22 protein-coding genes are annotated in these 20620 nt (G+C 64.9%); 16 read left to right on the plus strand and 6 right to left on the minus strand.

What is annotated here, in order from left to right:
- Positions 1-46: 46 nt before the first annotated feature.
- From HW932_RS00805 to HW932_RS00815, 3 genes are read right to left on the minus strand one after another with little or no spacing between them, the layout of a single operon-like run.
- Complete coding sequence (locus tag HW932_RS00805; RefSeq protein WP_176974602.1) at positions 47-634, minus strand: DUF4276 family protein; 588 nt, start codon at positions 632-634, stop codon at positions 47-49.
- Complete coding sequence (locus HW932_RS00810) at positions 631-1836, minus strand: AAA family ATPase (RefSeq protein ID WP_176974603.1); 1206 nt, start codon at positions 1834-1836, stop codon at positions 631-633. Before HW932_RS00810 ends, HW932_RS00805 begins: the two co-directional genes overlap by 4 nt.
- Positions 1836-2075 carry a hypothetical protein gene (locus HW932_RS00815; protein ID WP_176974452.1) on the minus strand — a complete coding sequence of 80 codons (240 nt, stop codon included), beginning with the start codon at positions 2073-2075 and terminating at the stop codon, positions 1836-1838. Before HW932_RS00815 ends, HW932_RS00810 begins: the two co-directional genes overlap by 1 nt.
- A gap of 203 nt (positions 2076-2278) precedes the next feature.
- Between HW932_RS00815 and HW932_RS00820 the strand changes: the two genes are divergently transcribed.
- Positions 2279-2521, plus strand: a complete 243-nt coding sequence (locus HW932_RS00820; RefSeq protein ID WP_176974604.1) for a hypothetical protein — start codon at positions 2279-2281, stop codon at positions 2519-2521.
- Here HW932_RS00820 and HW932_RS00825 read toward each other — a convergent pair.
- Positions 2497-3681, minus strand: a complete 1185-nt coding sequence (locus HW932_RS00825) for a glycosyltransferase (RefSeq protein ID WP_176974605.1) — start codon at positions 3679-3681, stop codon at positions 2497-2499. The two genes, HW932_RS00820 and HW932_RS00825, sit on opposite strands and share 25 nt — an antisense overlap.
- Positions 3682-3765: 84 nt before the next feature.
- On the opposite strand from HW932_RS00825, the gene HW932_RS00830 reads away from it, so the two are divergent.
- The 7 genes from HW932_RS00830 to HW932_RS00860 all read left to right on the plus strand — a co-directional run bounded on the left by HW932_RS00830 (position 3766) and on the right by HW932_RS00860 (position 11008).
- A complete protein-coding gene (locus tag HW932_RS00830) occupies positions 3766-4194 on the plus strand; it encodes a hypothetical protein (RefSeq protein ID WP_176974606.1) in 429 nt (142 codons plus the stop codon).
- 137 nt (positions 4195-4331) lie between these two features.
- The gene (locus tag HW932_RS00835) at positions 4332-5375 is read left to right on the plus strand and encodes a PstS family phosphate ABC transporter substrate-binding protein (RefSeq protein WP_176974607.1); all 1044 of its coding nucleotides are present in this window, start codon (positions 4332-4334) and stop codon (positions 5373-5375) included.
- An 85-nt stretch (positions 5376-5460) separates the two neighbouring features.
- Positions 5461-6852: a phosphate ABC transporter permease subunit PstC gene (gene pstC / locus HW932_RS00840; protein WP_176974608.1), complete on the plus strand. Its 1392-nt coding sequence runs from the start codon at positions 5461-5463 to the stop codon at positions 6850-6852.
- Positions 6845-8149: a phosphate ABC transporter permease PstA gene (gene pstA, locus HW932_RS00845; protein ID WP_176974609.1), complete on the plus strand. Its 1305-nt coding sequence runs from the start codon at positions 6845-6847 to the stop codon at positions 8147-8149. Before pstC ends, pstA begins: the two co-directional genes overlap by 8 nt.
- Positions 8150-8249: 100 nt before the next feature.
- Entirely contained in the window at positions 8250-9092 is an 843-nt protein-coding gene (pstB, locus tag HW932_RS00850; protein ID WP_425485081.1) for a phosphate ABC transporter ATP-binding protein PstB, read from the plus strand.
- 19 nt (positions 9093-9111) lie between these two features.
- Positions 9112-9870: a phosphate signaling complex protein PhoU gene (gene phoU / locus HW932_RS00855; protein WP_176974611.1), complete on the plus strand. Its 759-nt coding sequence runs from the start codon at positions 9112-9114 to the stop codon at positions 9868-9870.
- Between the two features lie 85 nt (positions 9871-9955).
- The gene (locus HW932_RS00860) at positions 9956-11008 is read left to right on the plus strand and encodes an extracellular catalytic domain type 1 short-chain-length polyhydroxyalkanoate depolymerase (RefSeq protein WP_176974612.1); all 1053 of its coding nucleotides are present in this window, start codon (positions 9956-9958) and stop codon (positions 11006-11008) included.
- Between the two features lie 58 nt (positions 11009-11066).
- On the opposite strand, the gene HW932_RS00865 is transcribed toward HW932_RS00860, so the two are convergent.
- The gene (locus HW932_RS00865; RefSeq protein ID WP_176974613.1) at positions 11067-12503 is read right to left on the minus strand and encodes a LysM peptidoglycan-binding domain-containing protein; all 1437 of its coding nucleotides are present in this window, start codon (positions 12501-12503) and stop codon (positions 11067-11069) included.
- A gap of 181 nt (positions 12504-12684) precedes the next feature.
- Between HW932_RS00865 and HW932_RS00870 the strand changes: the two genes are divergently transcribed.
- The 3 genes from HW932_RS00870 to dnaQ are packed head-to-tail and all read left to right on the plus strand — an operon-like array spanning position 12685 to position 14612.
- The gene (locus tag HW932_RS00870; protein WP_176974614.1) at positions 12685-13452 is read left to right on the plus strand and encodes a class I SAM-dependent methyltransferase; all 768 of its coding nucleotides are present in this window, start codon (positions 12685-12687) and stop codon (positions 13450-13452) included.
- The gene (rnhA, locus tag HW932_RS00875; protein ID WP_176974615.1) at positions 13445-13888 is read left to right on the plus strand and encodes a ribonuclease HI; all 444 of its coding nucleotides are present in this window, start codon (positions 13445-13447) and stop codon (positions 13886-13888) included. Before HW932_RS00870 ends, rnhA begins: the two co-directional genes overlap by 8 nt.
- 1 nt (position 13889) lies before the next feature.
- Positions 13890-14612 carry a DNA polymerase III subunit epsilon gene (dnaQ, locus tag HW932_RS00880; RefSeq protein ID WP_176974616.1) on the plus strand — a complete coding sequence of 241 codons (723 nt, stop codon included), beginning with the start codon at positions 13890-13892 and terminating at the stop codon, positions 14610-14612.
- On the opposite strand, the gene fnr is transcribed toward dnaQ, so the two are convergent.
- The gene (gene fnr / locus HW932_RS00885) at positions 14613-15380 is read right to left on the minus strand and encodes a fumarate/nitrate reduction transcriptional regulator Fnr (protein WP_176974912.1); all 768 of its coding nucleotides are present in this window, start codon (positions 15378-15380) and stop codon (positions 14613-14615) included.
- A 300-nt stretch (positions 15381-15680) separates the two neighbouring features.
- Here fnr and pyrG point away from each other — a divergent pair, with 300 nt between their 5' ends.
- From pyrG to ispD, 5 genes are all read left to right on the plus strand, one after another.
- Positions 15681-17324, plus strand: coding sequence for a CTP synthase (gene pyrG / locus HW932_RS00890; RefSeq protein ID WP_176974617.1), 1644 nt, complete (start codon positions 15681-15683; stop codon positions 17322-17324).
- Positions 17321-18154 (plus strand): 3-deoxy-8-phosphooctulonate synthase, encoded by an 834-nt coding sequence (kdsA, locus tag HW932_RS00895; RefSeq protein ID WP_176974618.1) that lies wholly within the window; start codon positions 17321-17323, stop codon positions 18152-18154. The genes pyrG and kdsA overlap by 4 nt, the downstream gene beginning before the upstream one ends.
- A 126-nt stretch (positions 18155-18280) precedes the next feature.
- Positions 18281-19558 carry a phosphopyruvate hydratase gene (eno, locus tag HW932_RS00900; protein ID WP_176974619.1) on the plus strand — a complete coding sequence of 426 codons (1278 nt, stop codon included), beginning with the start codon at positions 18281-18283 and terminating at the stop codon, positions 19556-19558.
- 61 nt (positions 19559-19619) lie between these two features.
- Positions 19620-19922 carry a cell division protein FtsB gene (ftsB, locus tag HW932_RS00905; protein WP_176974620.1) on the plus strand — a complete coding sequence of 101 codons (303 nt, stop codon included), beginning with the start codon at positions 19620-19622 and terminating at the stop codon, positions 19920-19922.
- Positions 19919-20620 (plus strand): 2-C-methyl-D-erythritol 4-phosphate cytidylyltransferase, encoded by a 702-nt coding sequence (gene ispD, locus HW932_RS00910; RefSeq protein WP_176974621.1) that lies wholly within the window; start codon positions 19919-19921, stop codon positions 20618-20620. The genes ftsB and ispD overlap by 4 nt, the downstream gene beginning before the upstream one ends.

The following is a 20620-nucleotide window of genomic DNA, read 5'->3' on the forward strand; positions in this document are numbered from 1 at the left end:
CGCTCGTCAGGTAGCGAAGCGAGAAGGTCGATGGCGTTCACTCCATTCATATGCCCCCCATTCGCCGATCCCATTCACCGCACAGCTTGCGGAACGAGCGACTGCGCTCGAACGCCTGCTGCAAATCCATGCGCGCAGTGAAAGCCGGCTGGTCGGTAGTTTCGCCATAACTGCGACTGGTCATGCGCTCCTTGATCCAGCCTTTCGCATGTCGTGGCACTTCGGGCTCGGTGGCGTCATGCGGATCGAACACGAAACCACGGTAGCCATCCAACGATGGCGCAGCTGCGATGAACCACGCCTCAAACTCACGGTTGGCCAGCACCGCCGACACCGGACGATGGGGAACACAGTCTTGCGCGCGCTGCAAGATGTTCTCGCCCAGCTTGGCCGGGCAGTCGTCATCCGCATCCAACAGCACCAGAATCCAGCCGTGTTCACCGCATTTTCCGGCGGCCAGATGCAGGTGGCGGCAGAACTCATTGTCCCGATTCAAAAAGCGATCACGGTGAACGCGTATGGGCGTCGGCACGTCCGGATAGATTCCAGGTGAGCGCCATTCGGCCAAGCGGCGCAACAGGATCGGCAGAGCCGCGACTTCTCCGTCTCCCTCCACGATGCAAGCGACTTTCATGCTTCGACATCCCCGAACAAATCGGGCTGGCGCCGCTCCTGGACCGCTAGAAACTTTCGATCGGGTGCAAGCTGATTGAGCCGCAACAACTCGCCGGCTGAGAAGAGTTGCCGACGCATGGCCTCGCGCGTGGCCTCATCGAGCGGCGCGATGCGTGTCTCACCACCCTCGGAAACGACTGCCAGAAAGGCTTCGATAGGAATGCCGCGATCATCGAGCAGGTCGGGGCTGTGGCTGGTCACGATCACCTGCGTGCTCCGTGACGCTCGAATCAGCGCCTCGCGTAAGGCGGCGCTGGCTGCCGGGTGTAGCGCGGTTTCCGGCTCTTCCATGCCGACCAAGGTAGTGGAATAGTCTCGATTGCCTTGAAACAGGGCGACCAGAATGCCCAGCGCACGCAGGGTGCCGTCAGACATGTTTTGTGCCAGAAAGCGCCAGGGGTGTTTGGAGCCGGCCATATCCTGCCGAAACTCCAGCGTCTCCATGGGACCAACCTGCTTGCGTTCCACGCCATGCACCATGGGAACCACCGTTTGCAGATAATCCTCAATGATGTCCAATTGCTCGCGTCCCACGCGCTCCAGATGTCCGATGACACTGGCGATATTTTCACCGGCAGACTTGAGCAGGCGCCCCTCTTGCGGCTTTTGCAGTTCACGCATGAGTTTGGGATTGATGTTGTAGAAGCTCATGGATGTCAATGCATCGAACACCGGACGAAAGGCGGTGAGTCCCGAGGCGGCGACCAGGGCCAAGCGATCCGAGGTGATCGCCGGGAAAGACGACTCGCTGCTGTCGCGCAATGCTCCACGGTCGATCCGGTAGAACGGTCCCCTGCCGATGCCGTCGATCACGCATTTCTCTGTCTGGACTTCGTAGCCGCGATCCTTCAGCGCCCCGACCTGGAAGGCGAAATGGCCGCACCGTCCGTCCGGAAGTCGAAACTCCAGCCGGATGCCGAAATGGGTGGGATGGCCGCTGGAGCGCCGGCGCACCTCGCTTAAGCCGCCGCGCTCATTCAGTGCATTGTCGAGCGAGCCGTTGAGCGCATCGCGCACTAGGTGCAGCGCGTCGAGAAAGTTGCTCTTGCCGGAGCCATTGACGCCCACCAGATAGGTCAAGGCTCCCAACCGGACATCGCAGTGGCCGATGCTCTTGTAGTTCCGTAGGACGACACGGTGAATGAAGGCTTTATCGCTCACTAAATAGCCCCTTTTGGAAATGGCCGAGTCATGCTTTTGACTATGGGTCCATGCTCGGCGCGCTCGATATTCACTCTGTCACCTCCCGCCGCAGCGCGTCGTGGCGCTTGAGCACAGCGCAGCATGTTCAACGGTAACATCACGAGCTCATGCTCATACTGCAGTGGACGATAGGGATCGCATGGCAGGTCGGCCACCGACCAGATGAAGTAGGCGAATTGATGGAAGCTGGCGCTCATGGAGGCATCCGGGCAGAATTTCACATGTCTTGTCGATCAGGCGCAGTCTAGCAGGCCGCGATCGGTGCAGTCAGTGTGCCGGCGGCGTGTCTTGCGCACGCTGTCCGTGAGACAGGCCGCGAATCGGTGCGCGATCCCAGCGCCTTCGGCCCGTCTGGACTAAGCTTCCATCAAGGCAATGATTTTTTGACGGAGGAACCGAGATGATCACCGGAATCGTCGGCCAGGCCGGTTGGATGGGGATGCAGCGGGGTATGGATGGGTTGAGTCAGAATGCCAGCGAGATCGCGAGTGCCAGCGTCAAGTCGCCGGCAGGCGCCTCGGTGCGCGACATCAGCGCGCCGCTGGTCGATCAGACCGAGAACCTGCGTCAGGTCGAGGCCTCGGCCAAGGTCGTGCAAGCCGATAACGATATGTCCAACTATCTGATCGATATCCTCGCCTGATCGATCACCTGCTCGTAGAACTTCAGCAGACGGTCGGCCAGCACCGGGGCCGACCAGTCGTGTGCATGTTCGACCGCCTCGCGCGCCAGCCGCCGGCGTAAGTCCGGCTCCTTCAGTAGCCGCACCGCCTTGCCCGCAAAATCCGCCTCGTCCTCCTCGGCGATGAGCGCGCCCTGTCCATCGCCCAGCACTTCCTTGGTCCCCATGACGGCCGTCGAGACCACGGGCACGCCGAGCGCCATGGCCTCCAGTAGCACCAGCCCCTGGGTCTCGGTGCGTGAGGCGAAGAGAAAGGCGGTTCCGGCCCGGTAGCAATCCTCCAGACTGCCGTCGCGATTCAGATAGCCCAGGAAGCGTGTGTTGTCGGCCAGGCCCAACTGCTCGGCCAGACGCTCCAGATCGCGCTGGGCCGGACCCTCGCCGGCGATCACCAGCAGCACGTCCGGCACCTCGGCCTTGATCCTGACCAGCGCGCGCAGGATGAACTCGATGTTTTTCTCGAAGGCGAGCCGGCTCACCAGTACCAGCACCGGGCGTTCGGGCGGGATGTCATGACGCGCCCGGAAGCGCCGGCCGTCGCCCTGGCTGAACTGGTCCAGATCGATCCCAGTCGGGATGACCTCGGCCGGGGTCTGGATACCATAGTCGCGCAGCACGTCGAGCATCGCCCGGGAGGGCGCCACGAGCGCATCGACGCCATTGCATTGACTGGTCGAGAAGTGGCGTGCCGCCCCCCGCATCCAGCGTGCCGGCACCCAGGGCACATAGTGATGCAGATACTGCTCGAAGAAGGTGTGATAGCTCTCGACCACGGGCAGTTCGAGCCGCCTGGCCAGCCCCAGGCCGGAATAGTGGGCGATGAAGGGCGTCTGGATGTGCAGCAGATCGAATCCGCGCCCCTTGAGAGCGTCCGTCAGACCACGGATCCTGAACGGCTGGAGGATGCGATCCTCAGGGTCGATCGGCAGATAGCGCGAGGGGATGCGGATGATCTCGAACGACTCGTTCAGCTTCGAATCATAGTCACTCGAACCATAATCGGGCGCGATCAGGGTGACTTCGTGTCCCTTGGCGCCGAATTCACGCGCGAAGGTCTGGATCGACGTCGAGACGCCGGTCACGCGGGGAAAATAGACATCCGAGATCATCAAGACGCGCATGGATCATTGCCCGAAACCGAAAAATCCGGCGATCATACCCGAATCAATCGCTTTCATCGTCCCGAACCTTTCAGGAATCCTGTCATGGGTGATCATTCGTCTCTCGTTCGGCTGGGGTGCGCGGCCGGGCTGGCTCTGAGCCTGTCACTGCCGGTTCATGCGGCCGAGCCTCCCCCCGAGTCTCCTGTCGAGCGTCTCGCCGTGCCCGCGCTCTGGGGGCAGGGAACCAAGAGCTGCGCGGCCTATCTCGCCAGTCGTCCGGGACCGGGCACGCCGGCCGGGATCGCCAGTGAGGAATACCGGCTCTATCGTCAGTGGCTGGCGGGGCTGGTCACGGGACTGAATCTGGCCGTGGGGCGCGACGTGCTCGCGGGCGGTGAGCTGGATGCAGCCATGCTGCGCATCGGTGCGCTCTGCGAGAAGCAGCCGCAGGAGGATTTCTTCAATACCAGTCTGCGCCTGATCCGTTCGCTCGGGCAGTTACAGGGCGACTCAGGCCGGGCGAAGCAGTAGAGATCCGGATTGACAGCACGCTCGCGCACGACGCGCGCTGTCACGGAATCGTCATCTTGTCTTCATACAATGGGAACCAGCCGTGACGACAATAGCGCCCCGTGCGCTTTCGTCCACTTTCAGGAGATTCCCAACACATGAACAAGACTCTGATCGCCGCAGCCGTGACTCTGGCCGCGACCACGCTCTCGACCCAGGCCATGGCCCGCGACACCATCAACATCGTCGGCTCCTCGACCGTGTTCCCCTTCTCGACCGCCGTGGCCGAGACCTTCGGTCGTGCCGGCAACTTCAAGACCCCCAAGGTCGAGTCCACCGGCACCGGCGGCGGCATGAAACTGTTCTGCGGCGGCGTCGGCGTCGATCATCCCGACATCACCAACGCCTCGCGCGCCATGAAGGCCAGCGAGTTCGAGGCCTGCCAGGAAGCCGGCGTCAAGGAGATCACCGAGGTCAAGATCGGCTATGACGGCATCGCCATCGCCAACTCCAAGACGGCCGGCGCCTGGGATCTGACCCTCAAGGACATCTATCTGGCGCTCGCCAAGGACGTTCCGGACGGCAAGGGCGGCTTCATGGCCAACCCCTACCAGACCTGGAAGGACGTCAACGCCGACCTGCCCGAAGTCAAGATCGAAGTCCTGGGTCCGCCGCCCACGTCCGGCACCCGTGACGCCTTCGTCGAGCTGGCCATGGAGGGAGGCTGCGACAGCATCCCCGAGATCAAGGAACTCAAGAAGACCGACAAGGACAAGCACAAGGCCGTCTGCCACGGTATCCGTGAGGACGGCGCCTATATCGAGGCCGGCGAGAACGACAACCTGATCGTGCAGAAGCTGGTGGCCAATCCGGGCGCGCTCGGCATCTTCGGCTACAGCTTCCTGGACCAGAACGCCGACAAGGTCCAGGGCGCCAGGATCGCCGGCGTCGAGCCGACCTATGACAGCATCTCCGACGGCTCCTATCCGGTCTCGCGCTCGATCTACTTCTATGTCAAGAAGGCCCATGTCGGCACCATTCCCGGCATCGAGGAGTTCGTCACCGAATTCACCAGCGACAAGGCCTGGGGGCCGGAAGGCTATCTGGCCGACAAGGGTCTGATCGCCCTGCCGGATGACGAGCGTGCCGCCGCCGCCGAGGCCGCGCAGTCGCTCAAGCCGATGGACAAGCCCGCCAAGTAAGGCGGCACGGAACGCCTCCCGCTCGTTGCCGATGCCCGGTTCTCTCGGGCATCGGCCTTTGCATTCAAACCCAGACGAGATACCGATGTACTCCTGGATCCTCATGCTCGTCGTGCTCGCGGCCATGGCCGGGGCCTATCAGATCGGGCGTCAACGCGCCATCGCCAGCGCCGGCGGTCCGACCCGGATCAAGCAACTGCATTCACTGCCGACCTACTACGGACTCTATGCCGCGCTCTGGGCCGGGCTGCCCGCCTTGATGCTGATGGGGCTGTGGATCGGACTCCAGGATCAGATCGTCATCGGCCTCGTGACCTCGCATCTCCCCACCGAGATGGTCGCTGGGCTGTCGGAGGGACGACTGGGACTCCTGATCAACGACATCCGCAATCTGGCCACCGGCAACATCGTCTCGGCTGAGGTGACGCCCGAGATCCAGGCGGCGGCGGATCAGTACAATCGCTTGAACCTCATTTCGCAGTGGGCCATGTGGGCGGTGGTGCTGGCGGCGGCGCTGGCCGGTCTGGCCTATGCCTGGATGCGTACTCAGCCGCGTCTGCGTGCGCGCAATCGGGTCGAATCGGCCTTCACCGTCATTCTGATCATCTTTTCCTCGATCGCGATCCTGACCACGCTCGGGATCGTGCTCTCGGTGCTGTTCGAATCGCTGCTGTTCTTCCAGAAGGTCTCGCCGCTCGAGTTCTTCTTCGGCGCCAACTGGAGTCCGCAGATCGCGCTGCGCGCCGATCAGGTCGGGGCCTCGGGTTCATTCGGCGCCATTCCGCTGTTCACCGGCACCCTGATGGTGTCGCTGATCTCGATGCTGGTGGCCGTGCCCATCGGGCTGCTGTCGGCGATCTATCTGTCCGAATACGCCCATCGCAAGGTGCGCGCCATCGCCAAGCCGACCCTGGAGATCCTGGCCGGCATCCCGACCGTGGTCTATGGCTTCTTCGCCGCCCTGACCGTCGCGCCCTTCATCCGCGATCTGGGCATGAGTCTGGGGCTGGACGTGGCCTCGGAGAGTGCGCTCGCCGCCGGTCTGGTCATGGGCATCATGATCATCCCCTTCGTCTCCTCGCTGTCGGACGACGTCATCAACGCCGTACCCCAGTCGCTGCGCGACGGTTCCTATGCCCTGGGCGCGACCCAGTCCGAGACCATTCGGCGCGTCGTCATCCCGGCGGCGCTGCCCGGCATCGTCGGCGGCATCCTGCTCGCCGTCTCGCGCGCCATCGGCGAGACCATGATCGTGGTCATGGCCGCCGGACTGGCCGCCAACCTGACCGCCAATCCGCTCGACAGCGTCACCACGGTGACGGTGCAGATCGTGACCCTGCTCACCGGCGACCAGGAGTTCGACAGCGCCAAGACGCTCGCCGCCTTCGCCCTGGGACTGACGCTGTTCCTGGTGACACTCACGCTCAACGTGATCGCCCTGTCGATCGTGCGCAAGTATCGGGAGCAATATGAATAATCCAGCCGACACGACGCCGCCGCGTCGCGCCATCGACATCGTCAACGCCTCGCTCAAACGCCGCTATGCCCGCGAGCGCCGCTTCCGGTGGCTCGGGGCCACGGCGGTCACGCTGGGCATGGTGTTCGTGGTGCTGCTGTTCGCCGACATCATCCTCAAGGGTTATACGGCCTTCCAGCAGACCTATATCCAGCTGCCGATCGAGCTGGCCGCCGCGACCATCGATCCGGACGGCGCGCGCGATCCGGCGACGCTGGCGCGCGCCGATTACATGAAGCTGATCCGCGAGGCGCTGCGCGAGCAGTTCCCCGAGGTCAAGGATCGGCGCGACCGGCGACTGCTGAATTCGATGATCAGCGTCGGCGCGCCCGATCTGCTGCGCGAGCGGGTGATGGCCGATCCGGCGCTGATCGGCACCACGCAGGAGCTGTGGATCCTGGCCGACGACGACATCGACATGCTGGTCAAGGGCTACATCGACCGTAACGCCCCGGCGTCCGACCGTCGCGTCGGAGATCAGATGATCGCCTGGGTCGACCGGCTGGAGGCCGAGGGCCGGGTCGCCAAGCGCTTCAACACCATCTTCTTCACTCACGGCACCTCGCGTGAGCCGGAACTGGCCGGTATCGCCGGGGCGCTCATGGGGTCGTTCTACACCCTGGTGCTGACCTTCCTGCTGTCGTTCCCGATCGGCGTCGGCGCGGCGCTCTATCTGGAGGAGTTCGCGCCCAAGAACCGCTGGACGGATCTGATCGAGGTCAACGTCAACAATCTCGCCGCCGTGCCCTCGATCGTCTTCGGTCTGCTGGGGCTGGCGGTGTTCATCGGCTTCTTCGGCGTGCCGCGCTCCACCCCCCTGGTCGCGGCGCTGGTGATGACGCTCATGACGCTGCCGACCATCATCATCGCCAGCCGGGTGGCGCTCAAATCGGTGCCGCCCTCGATCCGCGAGGCCGCGCTCGGCGTCGGCGCCTCGCCCTTGCAGACCCAGTTCCATCATGTACTACCGCTGGCCTTGCCCGGCATCCTGACCGGCTCGATCATCGGCATGGCGCGCGCGCTCGGTGAAACCGCGCCCTTGCTGATGATCGGCATGATCGCCTTCATCGTCGACATCCCCAAGGGCTTCAACGATGCCGCGACCGTGCTGCCGGTGCAGATCTTCCTGTGGGCCGACAGTCCCGAGCGCGGCTTCGTCGAGCGCACCTCAGCGGCCATCCTCGTGCTGCTGGCCTTCCTGTTCGTCATGAATCTGGCCGCCGTGCTGCTGCGCCGCCGGTTCGAGCGACGCTGGTAGGGCCTGACATCCATCGTCTCGCACCGCGTCCGGGCGTCTCCGAACGGCCGGCGCGGTGCGAGCTAGAGGCTAAGTGTTTATGAATACCCTGGTTGAAACAATGGACAAGACGACAGGCGCCATCAGCTCCGCCGACTTGGCACAAGACCGGCCGTCCGCGGCCACCGTCGGCGACGTCACGGTCGCCGATCCGCGTATGACCTGCCGCAACGTCGACGTCTGGTACGGCGCCAAGCAGGCCATCAAGGGCGTGAGCCTGGACATCGGCAAGAACGAGGTGCTGTCGATGATCGGCCCCTCGGGCTGCGGCAAATCGACCTTCCTGCGCTGTCTCAATCGCATGAACGACACCATCGACGGCTGTCGGGTCACAGGCTCGATCAAGCTCGACGAGCAGGACATCTATGACAAGGGACTCGACCCGGTGCCGCTGCGCGCCCAGGTCGGCATGGTGTTCCAGAAGCCCAATCCCTTCCCCAAGTCGATCTATGAGAACGTCGCCTATGGGCCGCGCATCCATGGGTTGACCAACAACAAGGCCGAGCTGGACGAACTGGTCGAGACCAGTCTGCAGAAGGCCGGACTCTGGAATGAGGTCAAGGATCGGCTCGATCAGCCCGGCACCGGCCTGTCGGGCGGTCAGCAGCAGCGACTGTGCATCGCCCGCACCATCGCCGTCTCGCCCGAGGTGATCCTGATGGACGAGCCCTGCTCGGCGCTCGACCCCATCGCCACCGCCATCATCGAGGAACTGATCGACGAACTACGGGCCAACTACTCGATCGCCATCGTCACCCACTCGATGCAACAGGCCGCGCGCGTCTCGCAGCGCACCGCCTATTTCCATCTCGGTGATCTGATCGAGGTCGGCGAGACCAACCAGATCTTCACCAATCCTCAGCACCGGCTCACCGAGGATTACATCACCGGGCGCTTCGGTTGAAGCGCGCGCGGAGTCGAGGATGAGCGACACAGCCATCGACAAGCCGGCCGGCGATCTCACCACCGGCCATACCGTGCGCCGCTACGACCAGGAGCTGGCCAAGCTGCGCGCCATCATCCTGCAGATGGGCGAGCGTGTCGTCGACCAGACCCAGGCGGCGGTCGCCGCGCTGATCGAGGACGATGAGTCCCAGGCCTATCGTGTGCTCGATCGCGAACCCCTGATCGACTATCTCTCGCTCGATGCGGACGAAGAGGTGTTTCGGGTCATCGCCCGGCGTCAGCCGACGGCGGTGGATCTGCGCATCGTGCTGGCGCTGTCCAAGATCGCCGGCGAGGTCGAGCGTGCCGGCGACAAGGCGGCGCGCATCGCCCGTCAGGCGCTGGAGCTGCGTCAGCAGGAGTCGGGCGGCGAGTTGCTCGTCGAACCGCTGCGTGCCGCCTTCCAGCGCCTCGACGACAAGGCCTGCTGCATGTTCGAGCGCAGTGTCCATGCCGTCACCAGCTTCGACGTGACCCAAGCCCTGACCATCTTCGAAAACGAGTCGAAGCTCCACGAGGCCGCGCGTGCATTGCGCGATCTGCTGAGCGAATCGGATACCGATGGACTGGTGCCGCGTCAGACCATTGCGCTGTTCCACTGCGCGCAGGCGCTCAAGCACATCGGCAATCATGCCTCCAGCATCGCCGAGCAGGTCATCTATGTGGCGCTCGGCCAGGACGTGCGCTATCGCAACCGCGAGATCCTGATCGAGACGTTGCGTCATCACGGTTACTGAGCGCGTCGGCGTTGGCGATCGACGCCGTCGACGGAACGGTTTAATCTGTCCGGACTCAGTTCGAGTGGCAAACCGTCGATCGATGATGAACGAGACACTGAAGACGATCCTGGCCGAAGCCATGCATCTGGGACGCGATGGTCGCTTCACCGAGGCCACGGCCCTCATTCAGCGTGGTCTGCATCTGACGCGCGACACGGCCAGGGCGGATGCCGCCGCCGCTGATCGTCACGGCATCATCGACGGTGATTTCGAGGCCATCGAGGATGTCGGCCCCACGGGCGGACGCTCGCTCCATGGTCGCTACACGCATGGGTCTGAGGCGCGTGACTATGACCTCTATGTACCGGCTGACACGGATGGTGCGCCGCGTCCGCTGATCCTGATGCTGCACGGCTGCCAGCAGGATGCCGCCGATGTTGCGCGTCTGACCCGCTTCAACTGGCTCGCCGACGAGCTGGGCTTCATCGTCCTCTATCCGAGCCAGTCACGCACCGCCAATGCCACGGGCTGCTGGAACTGGTTCCTGCCCGAGCATCAGCGTCCCGATCAGGGGGAGGCGGCACTGCTCGCGGCCCTGACCCGTGATATCGCCGTCCGGCATGGCGCCGATCCGCGCCGTCTGTATGTCGCCGGACTCTCAGCCGGCGGCGCCATGGCTCTGACGCTCGCTGCGATCCATCCAGAACTCTTTGCTGCCGTCGGTGTGCATTCCGGCCTGCCGTATGGATTGGCGCGCGATCAGATGTCGGCGCTGACGCTCATGCATCAGGGACCGTCGGCCGTCAGAGGGAAAGCGGACATGGAAGGTATCGGCGTGCCGGTCATCGTCTTCCAGGGCGACGCGGATCTCAGGGTCAATCCGGTCAATGCCTCCTGGATCGTCGAACAGGCGCTGGCCGGGGATGACGAGCCGCGCATCGAGCGCGAGACGGGGCGGGCGCCGGGCGGTCTGGACTACACCCGCACCCGCTATCTGGACGCCGACGGCGCGATCCGCGCCGAGCTCTGGATGGTGCAGGGCGGCGGACACGGCTGGTTCGGCGGCGATCCGGCCGGCTCCTTCGCCGAGTCCAAGGGGCCGGATGCCTCACATGAAATGCTGCGTTTCTTTCTGAGCCTCGCTCCGGCGGCTTGAGGCCGGGTACGCCAAGGCGACCAGACCGGTCGAAGATCCGCCGGTCCTGGCCGTTCGCTCAGGAACGATTGCTTTTATAGATCCGCACCGTGGCGCCGCTCTTGAGCGTATTGTCGGCGAGCTTGTTCCAACGCCGGATCTCTTCGATCGAGACCCCATAGCGGCGCGCCAGTCCAGTGAGTGATTCGCCGGGCTGGACGCGATGCGTGATGACGGCTTGCGCCTGACGGGTCGGTATTTCGAGCGTCTGGCCAGGGAGCAGGGGATCGCGCTCGGAGAGACCATTGGCCTCCGCCAGAGTCTTGAGATCCAGGCCGTGACGCAGTGCGACGGCCGACAGGGTCTCGCCGTTCCTGACGGTATGGCTGCGTGTGCCGGTGGGCGCAGCGGCGGCCGGTCGGCGCTCCGTCAGACGCACCTGAGTCGAAGCGCGGCCGGCGACCATCGGCAGGGGCAGTGCGTCGAGCTGGATCGCCGATGAGCCGGCGCTGATGCGCGCCCCCTGACCCTGGGGCACGTTCAACTCGGTGACGGTCGGACGCGACCAGCGCCCGATCTTCAGCTCGGGATTCAGACGCTTGAGATCGTCGAGCTTGACGCCGTTGTCCAGAGCGACCTTGGCCAGATCCATCGGCCGATTGGAGCGGATCACGTCGATGCCGATGCGATCCGGGATCGAGGGCAGGTGCTGGCCGTAGCGGCGTGACTCGGCCACCAGCTTGGAGGCGGCCAGGATCTGCGGGACGTACTGCCGGGTCTCGTTCGGCAGGTTGAGCGACCAGAAATCCGTCGGCTTGCCCTCGCGGCGGTTGGCCTCGATGGCCGAGGACACACAGCCCGGACCACAGTTGTAGGCGGCCATGGTCAGCTCCCAGTCGCCCTCGAAGCGCTTGTTGAGCCGTTCCAGATAGTCCAGCGCGGCGCGGGTCGAGGCCACCACGTCGCGCCGCTCGTCAGTGTAGTCGTCCAGGCGCAGACCCATCTCGCGGGCCGTATAGGGCATGAACTGCCAGATGCCGGCGGCGGACTTGGGCGAGGTGGCCGCCGGGTCGTAGCGGCTCTCGACATGCGGCAGCAGGGCCAGCTCCATCGGGAAACCGCGGCGCTCGATCTCGGCGACGATGACCGGCAGATAGGGCGAGGCGCGTCGCGAGAGCCGCTCCAGATAGCGCGGATCGCGCCTGAAGCGTTCCAGCGTGCTGTCGATGCCGGCGTTGGCCTGAAGATCGAGCTGCATCCCCGAGCGCACGCGCTGCCAGAGATCCCCCCCTGGACCGATCCGTCCGTGCTCCACGACGCGCGAGCGGGCCGTCACCTTGACATCACGGGCGGGTCTGACATAACCATATTCACGCGCCGAGACCACGCCGGCGTACAGATCGCTGGAGTAATCGGCCTCGGCGAGGCCGCCTTGGCCGGCACAACCGGTGAAAAAGGGCAAGGCGAGGGCCGACAACGCGCAGGCCGTCGGCCCCAGAAGCTTGACTTCTGGCATGGGAACCCCGACTGAGTTAACGTAACTCTCTGATTGAGCGAAACATTATTAAAATTGTGCCGGCTATCATACGCAAAGGACGCGCTGAATTCCAGAATCGGGCGGCCGGTGCGTGAGATTCGGCGTCGGGACAAGCGGTGAGGATCGCGGTTAACATGGTCTCCCCGACGAGGCCGAGAGCATGACCAGAGATCCACTCCAGCCCGACCAGCCCGATCCATTGCAGGCGTGGTATCGCTCGGCGCTCGGCGCCGAGGTGGCAAACCACGAGGGCGACTGTGTCCGGCGTCTGCTGGCCAACACCTTCGGCTACTATCTGGTGCAGATCGGTTCGAGCGAGCGCTTCGGCGAGGCCCTGGCGGCGAGCCGGATCCGGCACCGCGTGCTGCTGCCCGGTGCGCTGCCGACCGAGGCGGCTCAGGGCCTGAGCATCGTCGGCGAGCCGGGCGCGCTGCCGCTGGCCTCCGACAGCATCGATGCCGTTCTCCTGCCGCATGTCCTGGAGTATTCGGATAGCCCGCGCGCGATCCTCGCCGAGGTCGAGCGCGTGCTCATCCCCGAGGGGCGACTGATCCTGCTGGGATTCGATCCGCTGAGTCTGTGGGCGCTGGGACGTCTCTGGCGGCCGGCCTGTCGGCGCGCGCCCTGGAACGGACGCTGGCGGCTCGCCGTCCAGGTTGAGCACTGGCTGAACGAGCTGGGCTTCGAGATCGAGGTCTGCGAGCGGGCGCTCTTCTGTCCGCCGATCGTCTCGCCCACCGGATCGCGCTGTCGGACCGTCGAGTTGCTCGGTCGCCGCTTCTGGCCGCTGTTCGGCGGTCTCTATGCCATCCGCGCCGTCAAACGGGTCGCGCCTCTCACCCCGATCAAACCCTATCGCGCCAAGCGCCATGCCCTGCTGCCGGGCAGCGCCGTGCGTCCCACCACCCGAGGAACCGGGCATGTCTGACTGTGTCGAAGCCTTCACCGACGGCGCCTGCAAGGGCAATCCCGGCCCCGGCGGCTGGGGTGTGCTGCTGCGCTGGGGCGAGGTCGAGAAGGAACTGCACGGCGGCGAGCGCGAGACCACCAACAATCGCATGGAATTGATGGCGGTGATCATGGCGCTCGAAGCGCTCACACGTCCGACGCCGATTCGGATCACCACCGACTCGCAATACGTCAAACGCGGGGTCGGCGAATGGATGCCGCGCTGGAAGCGCAATGGCTGGCGCACCGCTGACCGTCAGCCGGTCAAGAACCGCGATCTCTGGGAGCGGCTCGACGCGGCGCTCGGCGCGCACGAGGTGAGCTGGCGCTGGGTCAAGGGCCACGCCGGGCACGCCGAGAACGAACGCGCCGACCAGCTCGCCAATCTGGGTGTTCCAAAAACCGGAGGGCGTTGAGATGCGCCAGATCGTCCTGGATACCGAAACCACGGGTCTGGAGCCGCGCGAGGGGCACCGGATCATCGAGATCGGCTGTGTCGAGCTGATCGACCGGCGCCCGACCCGGCGCAACTTCCACGAATACATCAATCCCGAGCGCCGGATCGACGCCGAGGCCGAAGCCGTGCACGGGATCAGCAACGCCTTCCTCGCCGACAAGCCGCGCTTCGCCGATCTCGCCGAGCGGCTGGTCGAGTATCTGCGCGGCGCCGAACTCATCATCCACAACGCCGCCTTCGACGTCGGCTTCCTCGATCACGAGTTCGGCCTGTGGCGCGGCAGCGAGGCCCCGCGCATCGCCGATCTCTGCACCGTGACCGACAGCCTGCTGATGGCGCGCAAGCTCCATCCGGGCCAGCGCAACGGACTCGACGCGCTCTGCAAACGCTATGCGATCGACAACTCGCACCGCACCCTGCACGGCGCGCTGCTCGACGCCGAGATCCTGGCCGACGTCTATCTGGCGATGACCGGCGGACAGGTCGCGCTGCATCTCGGCGGCGAGGGCGGCGACCTCATCGGGGAGGGCGGGCGTGGGGTCTATCGCGGCCGTATCGACGCCGGGCGACCGCGTCTGCGGGTGGTGCGCGCGACCCCGGACGAACTGGAGGCGCATCGCGTCCGGCTGGAAGCGATCCAGAAGGCGAGCGGCGGGTGTGTCTGGCTCGGCGCGGCCGGTTGATCAGGTGTGCTGCCGACACTGCGGCGAGCGTCGTCCTGCGCCCACGCCGCCGACGATCTCTTCCAGCCCCTGGAGGTCGAGCAGTTCGATATGCTTGCGCTCGACGCGCACCAGACCATCGTCCTGAAAACGGGTGAAGAGACGGCTGACGGTCTCGACGGCCAGCCCGAGATAGTTGCCGATCTCGTGCCTGGACATGCTGAGATGGAAATCCGTGGCCGAGAGTCCGCGCTTGTGCAGGCGCTGCGAGAAGCTGAGCAGAAAGGCCGCCAGTCGCTCCTCGGCGTTCTTCTTGCCGAGCAGGAGCAGCAGGTCGGTGTCCTGGCCGATCTCCTTGCTGAGCAGCCGGTACATCTGGTGCTGGAGGCTGGGGATGATCGCGGTCAGCTCCTCCAGTCGTCCGAAGGGGATCTCGCAGATGGCCGAGGTCTCGAGCGCGCTGGCCGAGCAGGCGTGTTCGCCCTTGTCGATGGCGTCCAGCCCCATGATCTCGCCGGGCAGATGGAAGCTGAGCACCTGTTCACCGCCCTCGCTGCTGGGGGCGAAGGTCTTGAGCGAGCCGGTCTTGACGACGTACAGCGACCGGAAGCGGTCGCCCTCGCGAAACAGGATGTCACCGCGATGCAGCGGACGCGCGCGCTTGACGATGTCGTCGAGCCGTTCGACGTCCTCGGGCGTCAGTCCCATGGGCAGGCAGAGCGAGGAGAGGGTGCAATGGCGACAGGCCACGCGGATGGATTCGATCGAGATCACCGTACTCTGATTCAAGACTTCCACCCTCGCTCCTCATCATGGCCCGATGTGGGGCTATATGATTTGTTTTTGATCTAGATCAAGTGCCGCCGCTTTTTAACCCGATCCCCTCTGAAACTCAAGTGCTTATATTAGCGTACACTTTTGGATCGGATCGCCCCTGGGTCGGTGACTCGGACACGGGGATCGAGACGCTTGGGCCGAACCGGTACTATGCAGGATCGCATTGAGCGGATGCGGCGATTTTGGTAGCTTGTCCGCGTATCCGAGTCGCGACCCTCGACTCCCTCGACCCTCCCTCGGCTCCCATTCACTATGACAAAGTTCATCTTCATCACCGGCGGTGTGGTTTCATCGCTGGGCAAAGGCATTGCATCGGCCTCGCTGGCGGCGTTGCTGGAGGCGCGCGGTCTGCGCGTCACCATGATCAAGCTCGATCCCTACATCAACGTCGATCCGGGCACCATGAGCCCCTTCCAGCACGGCGAGGTCTATGTCACCGACGACGGCGCCGAGACCGACCTGGATCTGGGCCACTACGAACGCTTCCTGCGTACACGCATGGGGCGTAACAACAACTTCACCACCGGCCAGATCTACGAGAGCGTGATCCGCAAGGAGCGCCGGGGCGACTATCTCGGGCGCACGGTGCAGGTCATCCCGCACATCACCGACGAGATCAAGGCCAGCATCCGGCTCGGCGCAGAGGGCGCCGACATCGCCATGGTCGAGATCGGCGGCACCGTGGGCGACATCGAATCGCTGCCGTTCCTGGAGGCCATCCGTCAGATGCGGGTGGAGGAGGGGCCGGAGAACTCGCTGTTCATGCATCTGACCCTGGTGCCGCACATCCGCACCGCCGGCGAGATCAAGACCAAGCCGACCCAGCACTCGGTCAAGGAGCTGCGCTCCATCGGCATCCAGCCCGACATCCTGCTGTGCCGCGCCGCGACCCTGCTGCCCGACGAGGAACGGCGCAAGATCGCGCTCTTCACCAATGTGTCGGAGAAGGCGGTCATCTCGGCCATCGACGCCGACAACATCTACCGCATCCCGCGTCTGCTCCATGCCCAGAGCCTCGACGAACTGGTGGTGCGCCAGTTCCATCTCGATGTGCCGGAGGCGGATCTCGCCGAATGGGATCGGGTGATGGACGGCTTCGATCATCCCGAGCAGTCGGTACGCATCGGCATGGTCGGCAAGTACATGAACCTGACCGAGGCGTATAAGTCGCTGTCGGAGGCGCTGGCGCACGCCGGCGTGCACACCAACACCAAGGTCGAGATCGTCTATGTCGACTCCGAGGTCATCGAGCGCGAGGGCGCCGACTGTCTCGACGGACTCGATGCCATCCTGGTGCCGGGCGGATTCGGCGAGCGCGGGGTCGAGGGCAAGGTCATGGCCGTGCGCTATGCGCGCGAGCAGCGCGTGCCCTATCTCGGCATCTGTCTCGGGATGCAGGTGGCGGTGATCGAATATGCGCGTCACATGGCGGATCTGGAGGGTGCGCACAGCACCGAGTTCGACCGCCAGACCCCGCATCCGGTCATCGCCCTCATCACACAGTGGCGCGATGAGCAGGGGCGGATCGAGACCCGTTCGGAGAGCGACGATCTGGGCGGCACCATGCGGCTCGGCGGTCAGAACTGCCGGCTGGAGCCGGGCAGTCTGGCGCGCTCGGTCTATGGTCAGCCTCAGGTGCGCGAGCGCCATCGCCATCGCTATGAGTTCAACAACGCCTATCTCGACACCCTGAAGGATGCCGGGATGCGCTTCTCGGGCTGGTCGCTCGACAATCGGCTGGTCGAGATCATCGAGATCCCGGATCATCCCTGGTTCATCGCCTGTCAGTTCCATCCCGAGTTCACCTCGACCCCGCGCGATGGGCATCCGCTGTTCGAGGGCTTCGTGCGCGCGGCCCTGGTACAGCGTCAGTTCAACGGAGAACCCGCCGCATGATGCCGCTGGCCGGTTTCGAGGTCGGTCTCGACCGGCCGCTGTTTCTGATCGCCGGACCCTGTGTCATCGAGAGCGAGACGCTGGCACAGGAGACCGCCGGGGCGCTGAAGGAGCTGACCGAGGCGCTCGGCATTCCCTTCATCTACAAATCCTCGTTCGACAAGGCCAACCGTTCTTCGGGCGCGAGCTTTCGCGGTCCTGGGCTGGAGGAAGGTTTGCGTATCCTGGAGTCGGTGCGCGCGACCATCGGCGTGCCGGTGCTGACCGATGTGCACGAGGACACGCCGCTCGCTGAGGTCGCCGCCGTGGTCGACGTGCTCCAGACCCCGGCCTTTCTGTGTCGTCAGACCAACTTCATCCAGGCTGTCGCCCGGCAGGGGCGTCCGGTCAACATCAAGAAGGGGCAGTTCCTCGCGCCCTGGGACATGAAGAATGTGGTCGAGAAGGCGCGCGCGACCGGCAACGCGCACGTCATGGTCTGCGAGCGCGGCGTCTCCTTCGGCTACAACAATCTGGTCTCGGACATGCGCTCGCTGGCCGTCATGCGCGAGACCGGCTGTCCGGTGGTGTTCGACGCCACGCATTCGGTGCAATTGCCGGGCGGGCAGGGGACCAGCTCGGGCGGGCAGCGCGAATTCGTCCCGGTGCTGGCGCGGGCGGCGGTTGCGGCGGGCGTCGCCGGACTCTTCATGGAGACCCATCCCGATCCCGATCGCGCCCTGAGCGATGGTCCGAATGCTTGGCCGCTCGGGCGGATGCGTGACTTGCTGTCGACCCTCGTCGAGATCGATCGCTTGGTCAAAACGGCTGGATTCGTCGAGCAGGGTTAGGCGTTTGCTGTCCATCGGTTGGCGTGCTGACCGAATTCACCAGACCATCCTCTGCACAAACCGCATCAACATATCGAATAAAACCGAGCTATCCGTAGCTCTTGAATCCTCAAGGAGTCATCCACCATGTCCGAAATCGTCGACGTCCGCGCCCGTGAGGTGCTGGATTCCCGTGGCAATCCGACTGTCGAGGCCGATGTCATCACCGCCGACGGCGCCATCGGTCGCGCCATCGTGCCCTCCGGCGCCTCCACCGGCTCGCGCGAAGCGCTGGAACTGCGCGACGGCGACAAGTCGCGCTACAACGGCAAGGGCGTGCTGACCGCCGTGGCCAACATCCGCAGCGAGCTGCGCGAGGCCATCGTCGGCCTGGACGTCGCCGATCAGACCGCGATCGACCGCTGCATGATTGAACTCGACGGCACCGACAACAAGGCCCGTCTCGGCGCCAACGCCCTGCTCGGCGTCTCGCTCGCCGTCGCCCATGCCGCCGCACAGGAAAAGGCCCTGCCGCTCTATCAGTCGCTCGCCAGCGGCCCCTACCGCCTGCCGGTGCCGATGATGAACATCATCAACGGCGGCGAACATGCCGACAACAGCGTCGACTTCCAGGAGTTCATGATCCTGCCGGTCGGCGCCGGCAGCATCCGCGAAGCCGTGCGCTACGGCGCTGAGGTCTTCCACGCGCTCAAGTCCGTTCTGCACGCTCGCGGTCTGGCCACGGCGGTCGGCGACGAGGGCGGCTTCGCACCCGATCTGGCCTCCAACGAGGCGGCGATCGAGGCCATCCTCGAAGCCATCCACAAGACCGGCTTCAAGCTCGGCTCCGACATCTATCTCGGGCTGGACGTGGCCGCCTCCGAGTTCTATCAGGACGGTCAGTACGTCCTCAAGGGCGAGGGCCGCACCCTCAGCTCGGACGGCATGATCGACCTGCTGGAGCAGTGGGTGTCGAAATATCCGATCCTCTCGATCGAGGACGGTCTGGCCGAGGGCGACTGGGATGGCTGGAGGCGTCTGACCGAACGCCTGGGCGACAAGGTGCAGATCGTCGGCGACGACCTCTTCGTCACCAACACCCGCATCCTCCAGGAAGGCATCGACAAGGGCATCGCCAACTCGATCCTGATCAAGGTCAACCAGATCGGCACCCTGACCGAGACCCTGGACGCCATCGCCATGGCCCACAAGGCCGGCTACACGGCGGTCGTCTCGCACCGCTCGGGCGAGACCGAGGACTCGACCATCGCCGATCTGGCGGTCGCCACGGGCGCCGGTCAGATCAAGACCGGCTCGCTGTCGCGCTCCGACCGCGTGGCCAAGTACAATCAGCTGATGCGCATCGAGGACCAGTTGGCCGACGAGGCTGTCTATGCCGGCCGCGATGCTTTCAAGTGGCTCTAAGGCCATCCGTCGGGGTCTCGGAGTCTGGCGCTCCCTGACCCTGAACGTCATAGGCTTGGGTATGCACTGGCTGATCCTGGTGTTGATCCTGCTCCTGGGCGCGCTCCAGTACCGGCTCTGGGTCGGCGAGGGCAGTCTCGCCGAGCTGCACAGCCTCAAGCGCGAGATCGCCTTCGAGGAGTCCGAGCTGGAGCGTCTGCGCGCGCGCAATCGCGAGCTTCAGGCCGAGGTCGACGACCTGCGCGAAGGCTCCGAGGCGATCGAGGAGCGCGCGCGCAGCGAACTGGGCATGATCAAGCCCGGCGAGATCTTCATCCAGGTCATCGAGCGGCCTGCGCCAGTCAACCCTGAGGGCAAACCATGACGACACGACTCTGGGCCGTTCTCCCCGCAGCGGGCGTCGGGCGCCGGATGGGCAGCACCGTGCCCAAGCAGTATCTGGAACTGGCCGGTCGCGCCGTGATCGAGCACACGCTCGAGCTCTTCGTCAACCATGCGCGCATCGCGGGCGTGGTGGTGGCGCTGGGCGTCGAGGACGGCTACTGGGGCGCGACCGCCTATGCCGCACATCCCAGGGTGCGGCGCGCGCCGGGCGGCGCCGAGCGCTGTCATTCGGTGCTCAATGCGCTCGCCGCCCTGGACGGAGAGGCCGATGCCGACGACTGGGTGCTGGTGCATGATGCCGCGCGGCCCTGTCTACGTGTGGCCGATCTCGGCCGACTGATCGACGCTCTGCTCGACGACGACGTCGGCGGTCTGCTCGGCATCCAGGTGCGCGACACCATGAAACGCGCCGGGGCGGACGAACGCATCGACGCCACGGTGGATCGCTCCAGCCTGTGGCACGCCTACACGCCGCAGATGTTCCGGCTCGGTCTGCTGCGGCGCGCACTGCACGAGGCGCTGGAGGCCGGCGATCTGGTCACGGACGACGCCTCGGCCATCGAACGTCTGGGACTGGCCCCGCGTCTGATCGAGGGCCATGCCGACAACATCAAGATCACGCGGGCCGAGGATCTGCCGCTCGCGCACTTCCATCTACAACGCCAGGGACGGATCTGA

The sequence above is a fragment of the Allochromatium humboldtianum genome, from assembly GCF_013385175.1.
GTDB classification, from domain to species: domain Bacteria; phylum Pseudomonadota; class Gammaproteobacteria; order Chromatiales; family Chromatiaceae; genus Thermochromatium; species Thermochromatium humboldtianum.

Excerpts from the sequence above, each read along its gene's own strand:
- rnhA (WP_176974615.1), top strand. The coding sequence starts at position 13,445 with ATGTCTGACTGTGTCGAAGCCTTCACCGACGGCGCCTGCAAGGGCAAT.
- pstC (WP_176974608.1), top strand. The coding sequence starts at position 5,461 with ATGTACTCCTGGATCCTCATGCTCGTCGTGCTCGCGGCCATGGCCGGG.
- pyrG (WP_176974617.1), top strand. The coding sequence starts at position 15,681 with ATGACAAAGTTCATCTTCATCACCGGCGGTGTGGTTTCATCGCTGGGC.
- eno (WP_176974619.1), top strand. The coding sequence starts at position 18,281 with ATGTCCGAAATCGTCGACGTCCGCGCCCGTGAGGTGCTGGATTCCCGT.
- HW932_RS00865 (WP_176974613.1), bottom strand. The coding sequence starts at position 12,503 with ATGCCAGAAGTCAAGCTTCTGGGGCCGACGGCCTGCGCGTTGTCGGCC.
- pstB (WP_425485081.1), top strand. The coding sequence starts at position 8,250 with ATGGACAAGACGACAGGCGCCATCAGCTCCGCCGACTTGGCACAAGAC.
- HW932_RS00820 (WP_176974604.1), top strand. The coding sequence starts at position 2,279 with ATGATCACCGGAATCGTCGGCCAGGCCGGTTGGATGGGGATGCAGCGG.
- ftsB (WP_176974620.1), top strand. The coding sequence starts at position 19,620 with ATGCACTGGCTGATCCTGGTGTTGATCCTGCTCCTGGGCGCGCTCCAG.
- HW932_RS00825 (WP_176974605.1), bottom strand. The coding sequence starts at position 3,681 with ATGCGCGTCTTGATGATCTCGGATGTCTATTTTCCCCGCGTGACCGGC.
- ispD (WP_176974621.1), top strand. The coding sequence starts at position 19,919 with ATGACGACACGACTCTGGGCCGTTCTCCCCGCAGCGGGCGTCGGGCGC.
- kdsA (WP_176974618.1), top strand. The coding sequence starts at position 17,321 with ATGATGCCGCTGGCCGGTTTCGAGGTCGGTCTCGACCGGCCGCTGTTT.
- HW932_RS00835 (WP_176974607.1), top strand. The coding sequence starts at position 4,332 with ATGAACAAGACTCTGATCGCCGCAGCCGTGACTCTGGCCGCGACCACG.
- phoU (WP_176974611.1), top strand. The coding sequence starts at position 9,112 with ATGAGCGACACAGCCATCGACAAGCCGGCCGGCGATCTCACCACCGGC.
- dnaQ (WP_176974616.1), top strand. The coding sequence starts at position 13,890 with ATGCGCCAGATCGTCCTGGATACCGAAACCACGGGTCTGGAGCCGCGC.
- HW932_RS00860 (WP_176974612.1), top strand. The coding sequence starts at position 9,956 with ATGAACGAGACACTGAAGACGATCCTGGCCGAAGCCATGCATCTGGGA.
- HW932_RS00830 (WP_176974606.1), top strand. The coding sequence starts at position 3,766 with ATGGGTGATCATTCGTCTCTCGTTCGGCTGGGGTGCGCGGCCGGGCTG.
- HW932_RS00805 (WP_176974602.1), bottom strand. The coding sequence starts at position 634 with ATGAAAGTCGCTTGCATCGTGGAGGGAGACGGAGAAGTCGCGGCTCTG.
- HW932_RS00815 (WP_176974452.1), bottom strand. The coding sequence starts at position 2,075 with ATGAGCGCCAGCTTCCATCAATTCGCCTACTTCATCTGGTCGGTGGCC.
- HW932_RS00870 (WP_176974614.1), top strand. The coding sequence starts at position 12,685 with ATGACCAGAGATCCACTCCAGCCCGACCAGCCCGATCCATTGCAGGCG.
- pstA (WP_176974609.1), top strand. The coding sequence starts at position 6,845 with ATGAATAATCCAGCCGACACGACGCCGCCGCGTCGCGCCATCGACATC.